General features: G+C 69.4%; 15 protein-coding genes. 7 read left to right on the top strand and 8 right to left on the bottom strand.

Features of this window, described 5'->3' with window-relative positions:
• Nucleotides 1-35: 35 nt before the first annotated feature.
• The 3 genes from AC2XR2_RS36960 to AC2XR2_RS36950 form a co-directional block, all read right to left on the bottom strand.
• A complete protein-coding gene (locus tag AC2XR2_RS36960; protein WP_491517439.1) occupies nucleotides 36-551 on the bottom strand; it encodes a TetR/AcrR family transcriptional regulator in 516 nt (171 codons plus the stop codon).
• Between the two features lie 407 nt (nucleotides 552-958).
• Nucleotides 959-2,134, bottom strand: a complete 1,176-nt coding sequence (locus tag AC2XR2_RS36955) for a glutathione-independent formaldehyde dehydrogenase (protein ID WP_491517438.1) — start codon at nucleotides 2,132-2,134, stop codon at nucleotides 959-961.
• A gap of 294 nt (nucleotides 2,135-2,428) precedes the next feature.
• Nucleotides 2,429-3,547 (bottom strand): hypothetical protein, encoded by a 1,119-nt coding sequence (locus AC2XR2_RS36950; RefSeq protein ID WP_491517437.1) that lies wholly within the window; start codon nucleotides 3,545-3,547, stop codon nucleotides 2,429-2,431.
• Nucleotides 3,548-3,878: 331 nt separating this feature from the next.
• Here AC2XR2_RS36950 and AC2XR2_RS36945 point away from each other — a divergent pair, with 331 nt between their 5' ends.
• The 7 genes from AC2XR2_RS36945 (at nucleotide 3,879) to AC2XR2_RS36915 (ending at nucleotide 9,582) form a co-directional block, all read left to right on the top strand.
• Complete coding sequence (locus AC2XR2_RS36945) at nucleotides 3,879-4,952, top strand: Rieske 2Fe-2S domain-containing protein (RefSeq protein WP_381296453.1); 1,074 nt, start codon at nucleotides 3,879-3,881, stop codon at nucleotides 4,950-4,952.
• Entirely contained in the window at nucleotides 4,949-5,125 is a 177-nt protein-coding gene (locus tag AC2XR2_RS36940; protein WP_185093134.1) for a hypothetical protein, read from the top strand. Before AC2XR2_RS36945 ends, AC2XR2_RS36940 begins: the two co-directional genes overlap by 4 nt.
• Entirely contained in the window at nucleotides 5,118-6,056 is a 939-nt protein-coding gene (locus tag AC2XR2_RS36935) for a PDR/VanB family oxidoreductase (protein WP_491517436.1), read from the top strand. Before AC2XR2_RS36940 ends, AC2XR2_RS36935 begins: the two co-directional genes overlap by 8 nt.
• Nucleotides 6,057-6,222: 166 nt before the next feature.
• Nucleotides 6,223-7,194, top strand: a complete 972-nt coding sequence (locus AC2XR2_RS36930; RefSeq protein ID WP_491517435.1) for an ABC transporter substrate-binding protein — start codon at nucleotides 6,223-6,225, stop codon at nucleotides 7,192-7,194.
• Nucleotides 7,191-7,964, top strand: coding sequence for an ABC transporter permease (locus AC2XR2_RS36925; protein WP_381296447.1), 774 nt, complete (start codon nucleotides 7,191-7,193; stop codon nucleotides 7,962-7,964). Before AC2XR2_RS36930 ends, AC2XR2_RS36925 begins: the two co-directional genes overlap by 4 nt.
• Entirely contained in the window at nucleotides 7,961-8,740 is a 780-nt protein-coding gene (locus tag AC2XR2_RS36920) for an ABC transporter permease (protein ID WP_491517434.1), read from the top strand. Before AC2XR2_RS36925 ends, AC2XR2_RS36920 begins: the two co-directional genes overlap by 4 nt.
• A gap of 26 nt (nucleotides 8,741-8,766) precedes the next feature.
• Complete coding sequence (locus AC2XR2_RS36915; RefSeq protein ID WP_491517433.1) at nucleotides 8,767-9,582, top strand: ABC transporter ATP-binding protein; 816 nt, start codon at nucleotides 8,767-8,769, stop codon at nucleotides 9,580-9,582.
• On the opposite strand, the gene AC2XR2_RS36910 is transcribed toward AC2XR2_RS36915, so the two are convergent.
• Genes AC2XR2_RS36910 through AC2XR2_RS36890 form a run of 5 tightly spaced genes read right to left on the bottom strand, consistent with a single transcriptional unit; the run spans nucleotide 9,551 to nucleotide 16,524 of the window.
• On the bottom strand, nucleotides 9,551-11,692 hold the full coding sequence (locus AC2XR2_RS36910; RefSeq protein WP_491517432.1) for a galactose-binding domain-containing protein: 2,142 nt from the start codon (nucleotides 11,690-11,692) through the stop codon (nucleotides 9,551-9,553). The genes AC2XR2_RS36915 and AC2XR2_RS36910 overlap by 32 nt on opposite strands.
• Nucleotides 11,693-11,746: 54 nt before the next feature.
• Nucleotides 11,747-13,333 (bottom strand): glycoside hydrolase family 13 protein, encoded by a 1,587-nt coding sequence (locus AC2XR2_RS36905; RefSeq protein WP_491517431.1) that lies wholly within the window; start codon nucleotides 13,331-13,333, stop codon nucleotides 11,747-11,749.
• A 27-nt stretch (nucleotides 13,334-13,360) separates the two neighbouring features.
• Entirely contained in the window at nucleotides 13,361-14,221 is an 861-nt protein-coding gene (locus tag AC2XR2_RS36900) for a carbohydrate ABC transporter permease (RefSeq protein ID WP_491517430.1), read from the bottom strand.
• Nucleotides 14,218-15,171, bottom strand: a complete 954-nt coding sequence (locus tag AC2XR2_RS36895) for a carbohydrate ABC transporter permease (protein ID WP_449349486.1) — start codon at nucleotides 15,169-15,171, stop codon at nucleotides 14,218-14,220. Before AC2XR2_RS36895 ends, AC2XR2_RS36900 begins: the two co-directional genes overlap by 4 nt.
• A gap of 6 nt (nucleotides 15,172-15,177) precedes the next feature.
• Entirely contained in the window at nucleotides 15,178-16,524 is a 1,347-nt protein-coding gene (locus AC2XR2_RS36890) for an ABC transporter substrate-binding protein (RefSeq protein ID WP_491517429.1), read from the bottom strand.
• Nucleotides 16,525-16,628 lie beyond the last annotated feature (104 nt).

The following is a 16,628-nucleotide window of genomic DNA, read 5'->3' as shown; positions in this document are numbered from 1 at the left end:
GCCCGGACTTCGGTGAATCGCCGAGCGGACAGCGGTCACCAGGTGGTCACTGGGTGACACTTCGCTGTATCTCCCGGGGCGGGATGGACAGCCGGGCAGCCTGACGTTGGCCTGTTCAGGAGGCACTGGGCCACGACAGCGTGGATGAAGGCGCCGGTGACCCGGCCGCGGTCGTGGAAGAGCCGGGCAAGGACAGGCTCGTACAGCAGGCTGAACTCGTCCTCGCTGATCTGCACGCCCGCAGGCTCCAGCAGCCTGTTGAAGCCGACGTAGCGGTCTTCGCCGATCCGGGCGAGCGCCCGGGCGCTCTCGGGAGCGTGGTCGGCCTGGGCGATGACAGCCAGGGCCGCGGCTCGCCCGGCCGGCACGCTGACGCCGGCGCGCAGACGAGGTCGAAGAGCAGCGCGGCTCGGGTCGGCCTGTGCCGGTAGAGGATCTGGCGGGTGACGTCCGACCGCCCAACCCGGCAGGGCGTGGGTCAGCCCGCCCGGTCCGACCTGCGGCAGCAACTCCCGGGCGCCGGCCAGCACGCGGTTGCGGGTGCGCTGCACGCGCGGGTTGCTCTACGGCGATGCGCGCGCCGATGTACCCAAGGCCCCCGAGGCCGATGCCTGGCCGAGCGCCGCCTTGGGGGCGGCGACGGGGGTGCGGCCGTCCCAGCGGGCCGGTCGCCGCCGGCAGTTCGCGCACGCCGACGGCCGTCGTGGCCGATGGATGCCGGGGGCGTCGCCCACGCCCGGAGCCCGTGCGAAGCCCGACGGGGCTACGACCTGGGGCACGCCCAGGAGCGCTCTTGCCCGGCCAGGACCACCGACGAGCGGATCGTGTCGCAGGCGGAGGTGGAGCGGGTTCCTGTCGTCGTCAGTGCTCCTGGCGTGCGGGGAAGCCGGGACAGGACGGGGGTCGTCGCCCGCTCGGTATGGTGACGCAAGCGGCCGACGACCCCGGCCCGGCCTCCTTACTGCTTGTGGCCGTTGCCGTGGCCGTCGGGATGCAGCACCACCTTCGTCCAGCCCTCGTCACGGGCGTCGAAGTGCTCGTAGGCGGTGGGGGCCTCGTCCAGGCTGAGCTCGTGGGAGACGATGAAGCTCGGCGTCGCCCTCCCGCCGGCGATCAGGTCGCGCAGCGCGCGGTTGTACTTCTTCACCGGCGCCTGGCCGGTCCCCATGCGCTGGCCCTTGAACCACATCAGCCCGAAGTCGATCGGGACCTTGCCCTGGGCCTCCCACTCGCCCTGCGCCTCCTCGCCTCCGGGGTCCTGGGGCAGGAACACGCCCACCACGCCGATGTCGCCTGTGAACCTGACCGAGTCGATCAGTCCGTTGAGCGTGAGGCCGGCGTCCTCATGTCCTTCGTGGTCGTGTGCCTGGTACCCGACGCACTCACACCCGTTGTCGGCGCCCAGGCCGAGGGTGGCTTCCTTGACGACCTCCGCCGGGTCCTGATGGGCGGTGTTGATGGGGATGGCCCCGATCTCCTCCGCCTTGGCCAGCCGGTCGGGCTGGTGGTCGGCCACCCAGACGCGGCCGGCGCCCTTGAGCAGGGCGGAGTAGGCCGCCATCAACCCGACGGGGCCGGCCCCGAAGACGACTGTCTGGTCGCCCGGCTTGACGTTGGCCATCTCGGTGGCGTGGTAGCCGGTGGGGAAGATGTCGGCGAGCATCACGTAGTCCGTCTGCCGCTCGGCCGCGTCCTCGCCCAGTCGCAGCGCGTTGAAGTCGCCGTAGGGCACACGCAACAGCTCTGCCTGGCCGCCTTGGTAGGGGCCCATCTCGGCGAAGCCGTAAGCGGCTCCGGCGAGGGCCGGTTCCGGCTGCATGGTCAGGCAGTAGTTGGTCAGCCCCCGCTCGCACTGCTTGCAGAAGCCGCAGGCGATGTTGAAGGGCAGGACCACGTACTCGCCGACCTGGACCTTGCGCACGGCCGAGCCGACCTCCACGACCTGGCCCATGTTCTCGTGCCCCAGCGTGCGGCCGGACTCGAACGAGGTACGGCCCTCGTACATGTGCAGGTCCGAACCGCAGATGTTGGTGGCGGTGATTTTGACGATGATGTCGCAGGGGTGCTCGATCTTCGCGTCCGGCACGTCCTTCACCGTGATGGTTCGCGGTCCTTCGTATACCGCTGCTTTCATGATGACTTCCCTGGTTGTCACTGCATGGCGGTGATGGAGACGGCGCAAGGAGCCTGACTCTCGACCATGCGAGGGGGGAGTCCGTGGTGTCGGCACGCCTGCGCGAGCCGTTCGCCTGGATCAGGGAGAACGGTTGTTTCACCCGGTCCGCCGGGCGGAGCCTCGGTGCTCCTGCGGCGTGCGGTGCGAGTCTCCGCCCACCCGCGGCTGAAACGGCGCCTGTCGTACGAATCCGCGGCATTCTCGTCAGGGCGACGGCCACCGATCGGAGACGGCATCTCCGCCTTCGGCCGTCTACTCGTCACCGTCATCGGCGAGCATGCGACGACGGTCCTGTTCGCGCTTGGAATAGGCGGCCGCCCGGATCGCCTCGTCGCTCTCCAGGCCCGACCCCAGCGCACCACCGGCCGTGGCAACCGAAGCGACGAACCACGCCAGCGTCCAGTACTCCGCGGCGTGCAGCGGAGTTCGCGTCATGGAGGCGAACACCTGGCCGTTGAGGATGAAGAGCGCCCAGACCAGGTTGATGACCAGCAGCCCCGCATAGCAGACGAGCACCCCGATGCCGACGGTCACGACCGTCGACGCGTTGTAGAGAGCCGCGCGCTTCCTCGCCTCCGGCGAGTCCTGCGCCGTTCGATGCCACAGGTGGGCGTCCACGACCAGCCAGCCGATCATGAGGGTGACGGACCCGACCGTGGCGATCACGAGCCGTGAGGTGTCGAGGGATGCGGCCAGGTTCCAGACGGTGGAGTTCACGGTGGCAATCGCTCCTGTGGCGAGTGCGGCCGCCAGGGCCTTCGAGAGACCCGGGACCAACCGCCACGGCCGGTTGGCGCGAACCATGCCGAAGAGCACCCTCAGGTGACCACGCGGCCCACCGACGACGTACCGGAGGTCAGCGGTCTCCTCCTCACCGATCGGGCCCGGGCGAACAGACGCAAGACGACCGGCGAAACGTTCCGACGACGGACGCCGAGCAGATTGGTCGGCTCCGGCGGCTCGCGCACCCGCCAAGCTGAGAACGGCCTCCTCCACCGCCCGCAGGGCCCTTCTCTCAAAACGCAGGCCCCCCAATGACGGAAGGGAGATCAGCGCCAAGCCGTGATCATGACTCAGATCCACGACGAGTTTGCGACCGTGCGAGTGCACCGGAAGGTCGGTGAGGGCCACGACCAGGTCCCAACGCTCCGCACGTCCGCGGTCCATGATCCGGCGCGTGAGCGTGGACAGGTCCTCGGTCCCCGCGCTGAAGGGCTCACTGACCACCTCGACGTCGAACCGGCGCCCCTGGCCTGACCGGTCGGCCAGCCGAGCAGGGAGCATCCGGGCCATGTGCTGCGCGATCTCCGTCGGCGCGTCCGGATCCGCCAGGAGAGCAACGACCGTGACGCTTTGCGACGACTCCCGCATGACCGGACCTCCCTAATCGGCTGCCCCGGCGCTCACCAGTGCCCAATTTGTACGCGCCATAACGCAGCCACCCATAACAGCTGCCAATTCGACGACAACGGCTTCATATAAGTCCGTCACCCCTTTGGCCTGCACTTATGTGCTACAGGGCCCAAAGAGCGGCCAATTCGACCCGGGTTCGACCCCACAACCCAATTCACGGCGACGCGCCGGACACAGTGCCGTGAACAGGCCTTTTGCCGATCTGCTTCCGTGAGGCGGAAGGGGTATTGCGGCGCCGCGACGCCCTTCCGGACGATGTCGCCATCACCCAACGACGGGAGCCGAAGCCATGCCGCACATGACGAGTTTCGCCAGGAACCAGTGGTACGTCGCCGCCTACAGCCACGAGGTCGGGCGCGAGGAGCTGCTCGGACGGACGATCCTCGGTGAACCGCTCGTCTTCTACCGGACCGAGGAGGACGGCACGCCCGTCGCGCTCGCCGACCGCTGTGTGCACCGCCGGTTCCCGCTGCACGAGAAGCCCAGCAGGCTCGACGGCGACAAACTCGTGTGCGGCTACCACGGGTTCACGTACGACACCTCGGGTACGTGCGTGTACGTGCCGGGACAGAAGCGCGTGCCGCGCACCGCGCGCGTCGCCTCCTACCCCGTGGTCGAACTCGACTCCCTGGTCTGGGTGTGGATCGGCGACCCGGCCCTCGCCGACGCGGACACCATCCCGCGCGCCCGCCACCTCGACTCCCCCGGCTGGGTCACCGTGCGCGGCATGGAGCCCATCGACGCCGACTACGGACTGCTGGTCGACAACCTCCTCGACCTCTCCCACGAGACCTATCTGCACGGCGGCTACATCGGCACCCCCGAGGTCGCCGAGACGCCGATCACCACGGAGGTCGACGAGGGCGCCGGCATCGTCCGGGTGAGCCGGCACATGGACGACGCCGAGTGCCCGCCCTTCTACGCCAAGTCGACCGGTATCGAGGGCCGGATCACCCGCTGGCAGGACATCGAGTACCACGCGCCCTGCCTGTACCTGCTGCACAGCCGTATCGCCCCGGTCGGCGTGCTCCCCGAGGCCGACGGCAGCGACCCGAACGGCTTCCACACCGAGATCACGTACGCCATCACGCCGTCCGCCGACGGCAAGGTGTACGACTTCTGGATGGTCTCCCGCGACTGGGCCACCGAGGACGCCGAGGTCACCGAGTTCCTGCGGGGCAACAACCACACGGTCGTGATGCAGGACGTGGACGCGCTCAACCTGCTCCAGAGGACGCTCGGCACCGAGCGGGCCGGCTACCAGGAGCTCAGCATCAACATCGACACCGGTGGCCTCGCCGCCCGCCGCATCCTCGCCCGTCTGGTCGAGGAGGGCGACAAGCCCGTGGAGAAGGTCCTGTGAGTGCCGGACCCACCGGGGAGATCTACCGCATCGACTGGCTGCCGGGCACCGACACCCTGCACGGCACCTGTCACTGCGGTCGCGAGCACACCTCGCAGGACCCGATCGAGATGTGGGAGTGGATGCTCGCCCATCCGCAAGGACACGAGCCCGAGGGATCCGTTCATGAGTGACGCGTACGAAGCCGAACTCGTCGTCGACCGCCGCGAGTCGGCCGCCGACGGCGTGCTGGCCCTCACCCTGCGCCACCCGCTGGGCGAGCAGCTCCCGGCCTGGGGGCCCGGCGCCCACATCGACGTGGTGCTCGGGCCGGGCCTGGAGCGCCAGTACTCCCTGTGCGGCGACCCCGCCGACCGCACCGGCTGGCGGATCGCCGTGCTGCGCGAGCCCGCTGGGCGCGGCGGATCGGCCCATGTGCACGAGCAGTTGGGGCAGGGCGACAAGGTCAGGGTGCGCGGTCCGCGCAACCACTTCGCCCTGCGGCCCGCACCGCGCTACCGCTTCATCGCGGGCGGCATCGGCATCACCCCGATCCTCCCCATGCTCGCGGCGGCGGAGGCCGAAGGTGCCGAGTGGACGCTGCTCTACGGCGGGCGGACGCGTGAATCCATGGCGTTCACCGAGGAGTTGAGCCGCTACGGCGATCGCGTCACCATCGCGCCCCAGGACGAGACCGGCCTGCTGGACCTGCCGTCGGTGCTCGACGGCGTCCCCGAGGGCACGCTGGTCTACTGCTGCGGTCCCGGCGCGCTCTTGGACGCGGTGGAGGCGCGCTGCCCGGCCGGACTGCTGCACGTGGAACGGTTCGCGCCGAAGGAGCAACCCGAAGGCGAGAACACGCAGTTCGAGGTCGAGCTGGCGCAGACCGGCACCACGGTCACCGTCGCCCCGGACGTCTCCGTGCTGGACGCGGTGCGGGCCTCCGGTGTGGAGGTGCTGTTCTCCTGCACCGAGGGGACCTGCGGCACCTGCGAGACCGACGTCCTCGAAGGCACCCCCGACCACCGGGACTCGGTGCTCACGGACGAGGAGCGGGAGGCCGGGGAGACCATGATGATCTGTGTGTCCCGGTGCCGGGGGAAGAGGCTCGTGCTGGACCTGTAGCAGTCGACGAGTTGACCCGGAGGCGACACCGAGTAACTGTCAACAATATTGTCAGCCAAAGGTGTTGACCAAGTACCCGCGAGCCACCTACCTTTCGCGCTGAGCACCACTGTGCGGATCCGCGCGCACAGCCTGTCGGAACAACGAAGTCTGCACAGGAGGAGCCATGCGTCGTCTGCTCGTCACCCTCGCGGCCGGAGCGTTACTCGCCACCGCGTCGGCCTGTGGTTCCTCCGGCGACTCGGGGGCCTCGGGCTCGGGACCGTCGTCCGGGGGCACCACCACCGTCAAGCTCGGGCTCATTCCGATCGTCGATGTCGCACCGATCTATCTCGGCCAGAAGAAGGGCTTCTACGGCAAACACGGGCTGAAGCTCGAGATCTCCACGGCGTCCGGCGGCGCGGCCATCGTGCCCGGAGTCGCCAGCGGGCAGTTCCAGTTCGGCTTCTCCAACGTCACCTCCCTGCTCCTCGCCCAGACCAACGGCGTGCCGATCAAGGCGGTTTCGAACGGCATCGCATCGACAGGCGTGGCCGGCAAGGACTTCGCGGGCATCGCGGTGAAGAAGGACAGCGCGATCACATCCGCGAAGGACCTGGAGGGCAAGAAGGTCGCCATCAACACCCTCAAGAACATCAACGAGTCGGCGGTGCGCGAGTCGGTCCGCAAGGACGGCGGCGACCCGGACAAGGTGAAGTTCGTGGAGCTGGCCTTCGACCAGATGCCGGCCGCGCTCGACGGCGGCCAGGTCGACGCGGCCTGCGCGGTCGAGCCCGCCCTCGCCACCATCAAGGGCCAGGGCGGCCGGGTGATCGCCTCCCCGATGGTGGACGTGGCCGCGAACACCACGGTGGCCATGTACTTCACCTCGACGCGGTACCAGCAGCAGAACGCCGACGTGGTGAAGAGGTTCCAGGAGGCCACCGCCGAGTCCCTCGCCTACGCCGACGCCCACCCGGACGAGGCCCGCCAGATCATCACGACGTACACCAAGATCCCCGCGTCGGTCCTGGCGCAGGTCACCCTGCCGAAGTGGCCGGCGGAGCCGAACAAGGAGTCCATCGAGGCACTCGCCAAGCTGGGCGAGGAGGACGGGTTCTTCAAGAAGACCCCCGACGTCGACGCGCTGCTTCCGTGAGACTCCAGAACGCGGCGCTGGGCGCCGCCGGGCTCGCGGTCTTCCTCGCCCTGGGCGAAGCGGTGCCCCGGCTCGGTCTGGTCAAGGAGGAGTACTTCCCGCCGACCAGCCGGATCGTCCGGGCCCTCGCCGACGAACTCTCCGACGGCGCCTTCTGGACGGCCCTCGGCGACACCCTCACCGGCTGGGCCCTCGGCCTGGCCATCGCCGCCTCGGCGGGCATCGTCATCGGCGTGCTCGTCGCGGTCGTGCCGTACCTGCGCGAGGCGACCGCCTCGACGATCGAGTTCCTGCGTCCGATCCCCTCGGTCGCCCTCATCCCGCTGGCCGTCCTGCTGTACGGCAGCGAACTGCGCTCGGTGCTGCTGCTCGTCGTGTACGCGAGCTTCTGGCAGGTCCTCATCCAGACGCTCTACGGCGTCCAGGACGTCGACCCCGTCGCCGACGAGACCGCGCGGTCGTACGGTCTCGGCACCTGGGCGCGGATCCGGCACGTGCTGTGGCCGACCGCGCTGCCGTACGTCTTCACCGGCGTCCGGCTGGCCGCGGCCGTCGCGCTGATCCTCGCCATCACCGGTGAACTCGTCATCGGGGCACCGGGGTTGGGCGCGCGGATCGCGGTCGCGCAGAACTCGCAGGCGGTGCCGGAGATGTACGCGCTGATCGTGGTGACCGGTCTGCTGGGGCTGCTCATCAACGTCGGCGCGCGTACCGTGGAGCGACGGGCGCTGGCCTGGCACCAGTCGGTGCGCGGGGAGGTGGCGGTGTGAAACGGCTCGCCCTTCAGCTTCTCTTCGTGCTCGCCCTGCCCGCACTGCTGGTGGCGGGCTGGTGGCTGGCCTCCGCCGACAGCACCGACGTCTTCTGGCCGCCGCTGCGCACGATCCTCGAGACCTTCCCGGACGTGTGGACCGGCGAACGGCTGCGCGACGACGTGCTGCCCAGCATCTGGCGGCTCACGGCCGGTTACGCGCTGGCCGCCGTGGTCGGCGTGGCGGTCGGCACCGTCATCGGCAGCTACCGGCGGGTGCGGGCGGTGTGCGAACCCGTCCTGGAGTTCCTGCGGGCGATCCCCCCGCCCGTGCTGATCCCGGTCATCATGCTGTTCGCGGGCATCGGCGACACCATGAAGGTCACGGTCATCGCGAGCGGCTGCGTCTGGCCGATCCTGCTCAACACGGTCGAGGGCGTCCGCGCGGTCGACCCGGTGATGCTGGAGACCGCCCGCTCCTACGGCATCTCCGGGCCCTCGCGCCTGCGCCACCTGGTGCTGCGCTCGGCGAGTCCGCAGATCTTCGCGGGGCTGCGGCAGGCCCTGTCGATCGGCATCATCCTGATGGTCATCAGCGAGATGTTCGCGGCCAGCAGCGGCATCGGCTTCACCATCGTCCAGTTCCAGCGCAGTTTCGCGGTCCCCGACATGTGGACCGGGATCATCGTCCTCGGTCTGCTCGGCTGTCTCCTCTCCGTCGTCTTCCACCTGGTCGAGCGGCGGGTCCTCGCCTGGTACCACAGCCTGCGCGCCTCGGCCCGGCGGTCCCCATGAGTCACCCGAACGCGAAAGGGCGGTCCATGCTGGACGTACGTGGCCTGAAGAAGGTCTACGAGGGGTCAGGGCGCCGGGTGGAGGCGGTCCGCGACCTCACCTTCACCGTCGAGGCGGGTGAACTCGTGTGTCTCGTCGGCCCGTCGGGCTGCGGCAAGACGACCCTGCTGAAGTGCATGGGCGGTCTACTCACTCCGACGGACGGCGAAGTCCACCTGGGCGGACGGAAGGTGAGCGGACCCCCGCCCGGGATGGCGTTCGTCTTCCAGGAGTACGGGCGCAGCCTGTTCCCGTGGATGCGGGTCGCCGAGAACGTCGAACTCCCCCTGAAGCAGAAGAACCTGAGCAGGGCGCGCAGGCGTGAACTGGTCACCGACGCGCTGGAGTCGGTCGGCCTCTCGGATGCCGCCGGCGCCTACCCGTGGCAGCTCTCCGGGGGTATGCAGCAGCGGGTCGCCATCGCCCGTGCCCTGGCGTACGAGCCGGACGTCCTGCTGATGGACGAGCCGTTCGCCGCGGTGGACGCCCAGACCCGGGCCGACCTGGAGGATCTCGTACGACGGCTGTGGCGCGAGCGCGGTATCACGATCCTGTTCGTCACCCACGACATCGACGAGGCGGTCTACCTGGGCGAACGGGTCATCGTGCTCTCGGCCTCCCCCACGGTCGTGCAGGAGCAGCTCAAGGTCGATCTGCCCGCCGAGCGGGACCAGTTGCACACCCGTGTGGCCCCGCGCTTCGCCGAACTGCGCACCCATGTGTACGAGCAGATCCAGGCGGCGAAACGCGGGACCGTGCAGGACGCCGTGGTCACGAAGTCGAGTACGCCTCCACTTCACTGAACTGCCCCGCGGGCCAGCCGGTGTTGGCGCTGACGGAGAGGCGGAGGTACCTGAGGCTGGTGCCGCCGGGCAGGGAGACGGTGGCCGTGTTGCCGGTCGCCGGGTCGAAGCGGTAGCCCTGTGCGCCGACGACCGCGGAGTAGGTGGCGCCGTCGGTGCTGCCGAGCACGGTGACGGTCTGGGTGCGCGCACCCCACGCCGGGGACGGGGGCAGCTTCAGCACAAGACGCCGTACGGCCTCGCTCGCGCCGAGGTCCACGGTCCACGACTGCGGGAAGGCGTTGTTGGCCGACTCCCAGTAGCTGTTCGCGTCACCGTCCACGGCCATGCCCGGCGTGTAGACGTCCTGGGACCCGGTCGCGGTGGCCGGGCGGCCCTTGGCGAGGTTGCGGTTCGGGTCCGGGTCGGGGTTGCCCTGGCCCGGTTGCGGCCAGGTCGAGCAGTCCGACCAGGTGGTGTTCCAGCCGGAGTTGCCGCCGCCGTCGGTGAGGGCGAAGGTGCCGGAGTTCGCCGGGTAGGGGCAGTTGTAGACGCCCGCGGCGCCCACCGAAGTGGCCGTGACGTTGCGGACGGTGGCGGCGCCCTGGGCCTCCGCCTGCACGACGACCGTCCCGGTGTTGCGGACGGTCGCCCCGTCCACGGTGACGTTGCGGACCGGGTGGCCCTGTCCGCCGCCGGAGACGAACTCGAAGGCGCTGTACGGGCTGTCGGTGATCGTCGTGTTGGTGATGTTCACGGTGGCGTTGATGGCGCTGTCGTACGAGTCGACCCTGAGCGCGCCCATCGGATGGTTCCAGTTGGGGTTCATCGCGCCGGTGCGGACGAGGGTGTTGCCGTCGACGGTGATGGTGCCGGCGAGGGGGAAGAAGGGGTCGAGGAACTTCTGGTTGGAGATCGCGATGCCGCTGCCGAGGGCGTTGGTGTCGGAGACCAGGTTGTTCCTGACCGCGATGTCGGTGCCGCCGTAGATCGCGATGCCGTTGGCCAGGTTCGGCTGGGTGATGGTGTTGTTCTCGAAGCTGCTGTTCGTGTCGGGCGCGTACAGGGACCACATGGCGAGCGCGTCGTCGCCCTGGTTGCGCAGGAAGTTGTGGCGCACCCGGACTCCGCGGGCGTTGCCGTTGAGGTTGAGGCCGTCGGCCGTCATGTCGAGGAAGCGGTTGTTCTCGACGACGAGGTTGTCGTTGTTGCCCGTCAGCCAGAGACCGACCTTGAGGTGCTGGAGCCACATCCCGGAGACCGAACTGCCGGGTCCGAGCGAGCCGTTGACGAAGTTGTCCGGGTTGGAGTCGACGCGCTCGGTGACCTCGCCGATGACCGCGAAGTCCTTGGTGCGGACGCCTCCGGCGGAGCCGGACTGGTCGATGAAGCGGGAGGTGTGCACGACCGAGTGCCAGCTGCCGGCGCCCTGGAGGGTGACGTTCTGGATCCCGTTCAGGGAGGACGTCAGCCGGTAGTCGCCCGGCGGGATCCACACCACTCCCCCTTGAGCTGCGGAGATGGCGTCCCGGAAGGCCTGGGTGGAGTCGCCGTTGCCGGTGGGGTCGGCGCCCCTGGAGGTCACGGACACGGATCCGGCGGGCTGTCCCGCGGCTCCCGCGACCTGCTCGAAGTCGGCCACGTCGGCGGTGACCTGGGTGCCGGTCGACTCGAAGGCGACCTTGTCGCCCGCCTGGACGTTCTGGCCGAGCAGGAGGCGGGCGTTGTCGAAGAAGTGGTGCGTCCTGGCGCCCGGGATCCAACTGGTGTCGATGTAGGAGTACTTGGAGGTCACCGGCAGCGTCCTGGCGAGCCTGGTGCCGTTGACGTAGACGTTCAGCGTGCCCGACTGGCCGTCGGGGACGCTGTAGGCGAGGTTCACGGCGTTCGCCGCGCGGGGCACGGTGAACTCGACGCGCTGACCTGCGGTGAGCCGTACGGCCTGCCGGCCCGAGGCCTCGGAGGCGAGCGTGCCCTGCGTGTGGTCCGGGCCGATCCTGGTGCCGCTGGTGGTGGCGGACTCGGCCTCGACGGAGGTGAAGGGGAGGGTGGCGCCGGCGGCCGCGTGGGCGGTGGGGGCGGCCGCGGTGAGGAGGCCGGTGGTGAGTGCCACCGCGAACATCGCTGACATGCTCCTGACAGATCTGTGCATGTGCTGATCCCTTCGTGTGGGGGTGCTGCGGTCTCAGCTCCGCAGCCAGACCGCGGTGTCCTTCGGGAGTCGGCCCGCGGGGTCCAACGGGCCGCTGGCGAGGACCAGTTCGCTGGGTAGGGGCAGGTCCGCGGGGGTCTCGGCGAGGTTCACCACGCACAGGACGCCACCGGCCCGGGCGAAGGCGAGGACGCCTTCGGGGGCGGGCAGCCAGGTGAGCGGGCCGTCCCCGAAGACCGGTCGGGTCCTGATCGCCTCCCGGTACAGACTGAGCATCGACCCGGGATCCACGGCCTGCCGGTCCACCGCGTACGACGCCCAGCCGGCCGGCTGCGGCAGCCAGGGCTCCTCGTGCGGTCCGAAGCCCGCGTGGGGTGCCTCGGCCGTCCACGGCAGCGGCACCCGGCAGCCGTCCCGCCCCGGGTCGGTGCCTCCGGAGCGGAAGTGCATCGGGTCCTCGATGCGGTCGCGGGGGATGTCCGCCTCGGGCAGGCCCAGCTCCTCGCCCTGGTAGACGTAGACGGCGCCGGGCAGCGCGAGCGAGAGCAGGGCCGCCGCGCGGGCGCGCCGGGTGCCGAGGGCCAGGTCGCTCGGGGTGCCGAAGGCCTTGGTCGCGAAGTCGAAGCCGGTGTCGGTGCGGCCGTAGCGGGTCACCGTGCGCGTGACGTCGTGGTTGCACAGGACCCAGGTGGCGGGGGCGCCGACCGGGGCGTGCTCGGCGAGGGTCGTGTCGATCGAGGTGCGCAGTCGCTCGGCGTCCCAGGGGCAGGACAGGAAGGAGAAGTTGAACGCCGTGTGCAGCTCGTCGGGGCGCAGGTAGCGGGCGAAGCGCTCGGTGTCGGGGAGCCAGACCTCACCGACGAAGACGCCGTCGTACTCGTCGGCGACGGCCCGCCAGGAGCGGTAGATGTCGTGGAGTTCGTCGCGGTCGACGAAGGGGTGCGGGTGGGGGTCGGTGGCGAGGTCGGGCAGCTCGGGGTCCTTGGCGAGCAGGGCGGCGGAGTCGATGCGGACGCCCGCCACGCCCCGCTCGAACCAGAAGCGCAGGATGTCCTCGTGTTCCTGGCGGACCGCCGGGTGGGCCCAGTTGAGGTCGGGCTGCTCCGGGGTGAACAGGTGCAGGTACCACTCGCCGTCGGGCAGCCGGGTCCACACGGGCTCGGTGGAGCCGACGAACTGGGACGGCCAGTCGTTGGGCGGGAGTTCGCCGCGCTCCCCACGGCCGGACCGGAAGTGGAACAGCTCGCGTTCCGGGCTGCCGGGGCCCGCCTTCAAGGCGGCCTGGAACCAGGGGTGTTGGTCGGAGACGTGGTTGGGCACGATGTCGACGATCGTGCGGATGCCCGACTCCCGTGCCTCCGCGATGAGTTTCTCCGCCTCCGCGAGGGTCCCGAAGGCCGGGTCGATCGCGCGGTAGTCGGCGACGTCGTAGCCTCCGTCCTTCATCGGGGAGAGGTACCAGGGGTTGAACCACAGAGCGTCCACGCCGAGTTCGGCGAGATACGGCAGCCTGGCGCGGACCCCGGCGAGGTCGCCGGTGCCGTCCCCGTCGCCGTCGGCGAAGCTGCGGACGTAGACCTGGTAGATGACGGCGGAGCGCCACCAGTCCTGCTGTGCCACGGAGCCTGCCTTTCTGCGGGAAGGAGGTCAGCCCTTCGTGCTGCCCGCGCTGATCCCGGCGACGATGTGCCGCTGGAAGACGAGGAAGAGGGCGACCATCGGGATGCTGGCGATCACCATCGCGGCGATGAGCACGGTGAGCTGGATGTTCTGCGACAGCTGGACGAGTGCCACGCCGATGGGCTGTTTGTCGGTGTCGGAGAAGACCATCAGCGGCCAGAGGAAGTCCTGCCACACGGCGACCAGCGCGAAGATCGACACCACTCCGAGGACCGGCCTCGACATGGGCAGCACGATCGACCACAGGATGCGCAGCTTCCCGGCCCCGTCCATCTCGGCGGCCTCCAGCACGTCGCGCGGGATCTGGTCGAAGAACCGCTTGAGCAGATACAGGTTGAAGGCGTTGGCGACGGCCGGCAGCCAGATGGCGAGCGGGTCGTTGAGCAGGCCCAGGTCGGCCACGGTCAGGTACTTGGGTACGACCAGGGCCTGGGCCGGGACCATGAGCGTGGCGAGGATCCCGCCGAGGATCACCTTGCCGAAGGCGGGGTTCAGCCGGGACAGGGCGTAGGCGGCCGCCGTGCACAGGACCAGCTGGAACGCCCAGGCGCCGGCGGCCTGGACCACGGTGTTCCACAGGTGCTGCGGGAGCTGCATCAGGTCCCAGGCGTCGGTGTAGCCGCCGAGGTGCCACTGCTCGGGGAGGAGGGTGGGTGGAGTGCGGGTCACCTCGTCCGGTGACTTCATCGCGCCGGTGACCATCCAGTACACGGGGAAGAGGAAGGCGAGCGCGAAGAGGACGACGACCATGGTGAAGACGGTCCAGTAGGCCGCCCTGCCGCGCGGGCGGGCGAGCGCCGCCGGGGAGACCAGCGTGCGGGTGCTCATGCCAGGTCCCCCTCTCCGGACCGGGTCAGACGCAGGTACACGGCGGAGAAGGCGCTCAGGAGCAGCAGGAGCATGACGCTCAGCGCGCAGGCGCCGCCGAAGTCGTTGTAGAGGAACGCGTACTTGTAGATCAGGTACAGGACGGTGACCGTGGCGTTCTCGGGTCCGCCGCCGGTGATCACGAACGGCTCGGTGAAGACCTGCATGGTGGCAATGATCTGAAGGAGCATCAGCATGAGGATGACGAACCGGGTCTGCGGGATCGTCACATGCCGGATGCGCTGGAGGAGGTTCGCGCCGTCCAGTTCGGCGGCCTCGTACAGCTCACCGGGGATGGCCTGGAGGGCAGCGAGGTAGATCAGGACGGTGCCGCCCATGTTGGCCCAGGTCGCCACGATGACGAGGGAGACCAGCGCGGTGTCGGCGCCGTTGGACCAGTTCGAGGTGGGCAGGTGGAGGAAGCGCAGCGCCTCGTTGGCGAGGCCGGCTCCCGGGTCGTAGAACCACTTCCACAGCAGCGCGCTGACCACCGGCGGGATCATCACCGGGAGGTAGACCACGACCCGGAAGAACGCCTTGGCGTGCCGTAGTTCGTTGAGGACGAGTGCCATGACGAACGGGATCGCGAAGCCGATGAGCAGGGCCAGCAGGGTGAAGGTGAGGGTGTTGCGCCAGGCGGCGGTGAACTCGGGGTCGTGCCAGACGCGGGTGAAGTTGGCGGTGCCGACCCATTCGGGGTCGGAGCCGGGCGTGTACTTCTGGAAGGCGATCACGACGGCGCGGATCGCCGGGTACCAGGAGAACAGGGCGAAGCAGAGCAGGCCGCCGAGGAGGAAGCCGTAGGCGCGGGCCTGGTCGGCGAGGCGGCGCCGCCTCCCGTCCCCTGCGGGAGGCGGCGCCTGGACCGAGTGGACGGCGACTTCGCGGAGCCGCTCGGCCGTCTTCGGCATGGCCGGTCAGCCCCTGGCCAGGATGCCGTCGATCTTCGTCGAGGCGTCCTTCAGGAGCTGGTCGATGTCGGCGTCCTTCTTGGTGAGGACGGCGGAGACGGCACCGTCGAGGACGGAGTAGATCTGCTGGGCGTGCGGCGGCTCGATCTTCATGTCCAGGTTCTGGTTGCCGTCGAGGAAGGCCTGGTAGTTCTCCACCGGCACATTGGCGTTGGCCTTCTTGACCTGCTGGTCCTTGGTGTCGGCGGCGCCGGTGAACAGGCGCGGTTCGGGCAGGCCGACCGGGGCGTCGGCCTTCTTGGCGCGGGCGTAGTCGCCGAGGAAGCCTGATCCGGGGGTGAGGAACATGTGGTCGAGCCACTTGAGGGCGGCCCTGATCTGGTCGGGGCTCGCCTTCTTGTCGATCATGTAGCCGTCGCCGCCGATGAGCGTGCCCTTGCCGCCGGGCATCGGGGCGAGGGCGAGGTCCTTGTAGTTTCCGCCCTTCTCCTTGACCAGGATCGGGATGTTGTCGGGGGCGGAGAGGTACATGCCGAGCTTGCCCGAACCCATCAGCTGCTGGACGTCGTTGATGACGAGGAGCTGCTTGCTGCCCATCGAGTCGTCGGTCCAGCGCATGTCGTGCAGGTTCTGGAGGACGGCGTGGCCCTCGGGGGTGTCGACGGTGGCCTTCTTCCGGTCGGCGCTGACGACGTCGCCGCCCTGGGAGTACAGCTCGGCGGTGAAGTGCCAGCCCCCCTGGTTCTGGGCGCTGTAGTCGGCGTACCCGACGGTGCCGTCGCCGAGTGCGGCGATCCTCTTGGCGTCCTCGCGCAACTCCGCCCAGGTGGCCGGGGGTTGCTCGGGGTCGAGGCCGGCCTTCTCGAAGAGCTTCTTGTTGTAGATCAGTCCCATCGAGTAGCCGGTGCGGGGGATGCCGTAGATCTTCCCGTCGACCGTGTAGATGTCGCGGAGTTGCCGCTGGAGGGTGCCGTAGCTCTTCAACTCCTTGACGTACGGGGTGAGATCGGCGGCCTGGTTGATGTCGACGACGTGCCGGGCGTCGGTGAAGTACGTGTAGAAGACGTCCTCCATCTGCCCGCCGGCGAGCTTGGCGTCGAAGGTCTTGGGGTCCTGGCAGGGGAACGCGTCGTGTGCGACGACGTCGATGTCCGGGTTCTGCTTCTCGAAGGACGCGATGTCCTGCTCGAAGAACCGGCGGTCGACCTTGGCGCTCTTGGGCGGCATGCAGTTGACCGTGATGCGGGTCTTGCCGCTCGCCGAGTCGTCGCCCGATCCACAGGCGGAGGCGGCGAGGGCAAGGGAGCAGACAGTGAGCGCGGCGAAGGTACGGCGGTACCCGGTGCTTCTCATCGGTGGACCCCTCGTGGCAGGAGCGGTGGGCGCCGCACACTCAAGCACCGCCGACATCGGTCCGCAAGATGTCGCGCAGAATCTGTAATTATTCGACAGTCGGT

This window comes from Streptomyces sp. LS-MS-L19 (assembly GCF_058382285.1).
Note: the sequence above shows the minus strand (reverse complement) of the source record. Positions and strands in the feature narration are given on the sequence as shown.

Coding starts and splice junctions, on each gene's coding strand:
- AC2XR2_RS36935 (WP_491517436.1), top strand. CDS start 5,118: ATGAGTGACGCGTACGAAGCCGAACTCGTCGTCGACCGCCGCGAGTCG.
- AC2XR2_RS36900 (WP_491517430.1), bottom strand. CDS start 14,221: ATGAGCACCCGCACGCTGGTCTCCCCGGCGGCGCTCGCCCGCCCGCGC.
- AC2XR2_RS36930 (WP_491517435.1), top strand. CDS start 6,223: ATGCGTCGTCTGCTCGTCACCCTCGCGGCCGGAGCGTTACTCGCCACC.
- AC2XR2_RS36895 (WP_449349486.1), bottom strand. CDS start 15,171: ATGCCGAAGACGGCCGAGCGGCTCCGCGAAGTCGCCGTCCACTCGGTC.
- AC2XR2_RS36890 (WP_491517429.1), bottom strand. CDS start 16,524: ATGAGAAGCACCGGGTACCGCCGTACCTTCGCCGCGCTCACTGTCTGC.
- AC2XR2_RS36910 (WP_491517432.1), bottom strand. CDS start 11,692: ATGTCAGCGATGTTCGCGGTGGCACTCACCACCGGCCTCCTCACCGCG.
- AC2XR2_RS36950 (WP_491517437.1), bottom strand. CDS start 3,547: ATGCGGGAGTCGTCGCAAAGCGTCACGGTCGTTGCTCTCCTGGCGGAT.
- AC2XR2_RS36915 (WP_491517433.1), top strand. CDS start 8,767: ATGCTGGACGTACGTGGCCTGAAGAAGGTCTACGAGGGGTCAGGGCGC.
- AC2XR2_RS36955 (WP_491517438.1), bottom strand. CDS start 2,134: ATGAAAGCAGCGGTATACGAAGGACCGCGAACCATCACGGTGAAGGAC.
- AC2XR2_RS36945 (WP_381296453.1), top strand. CDS start 3,879: ATGCCGCACATGACGAGTTTCGCCAGGAACCAGTGGTACGTCGCCGCC.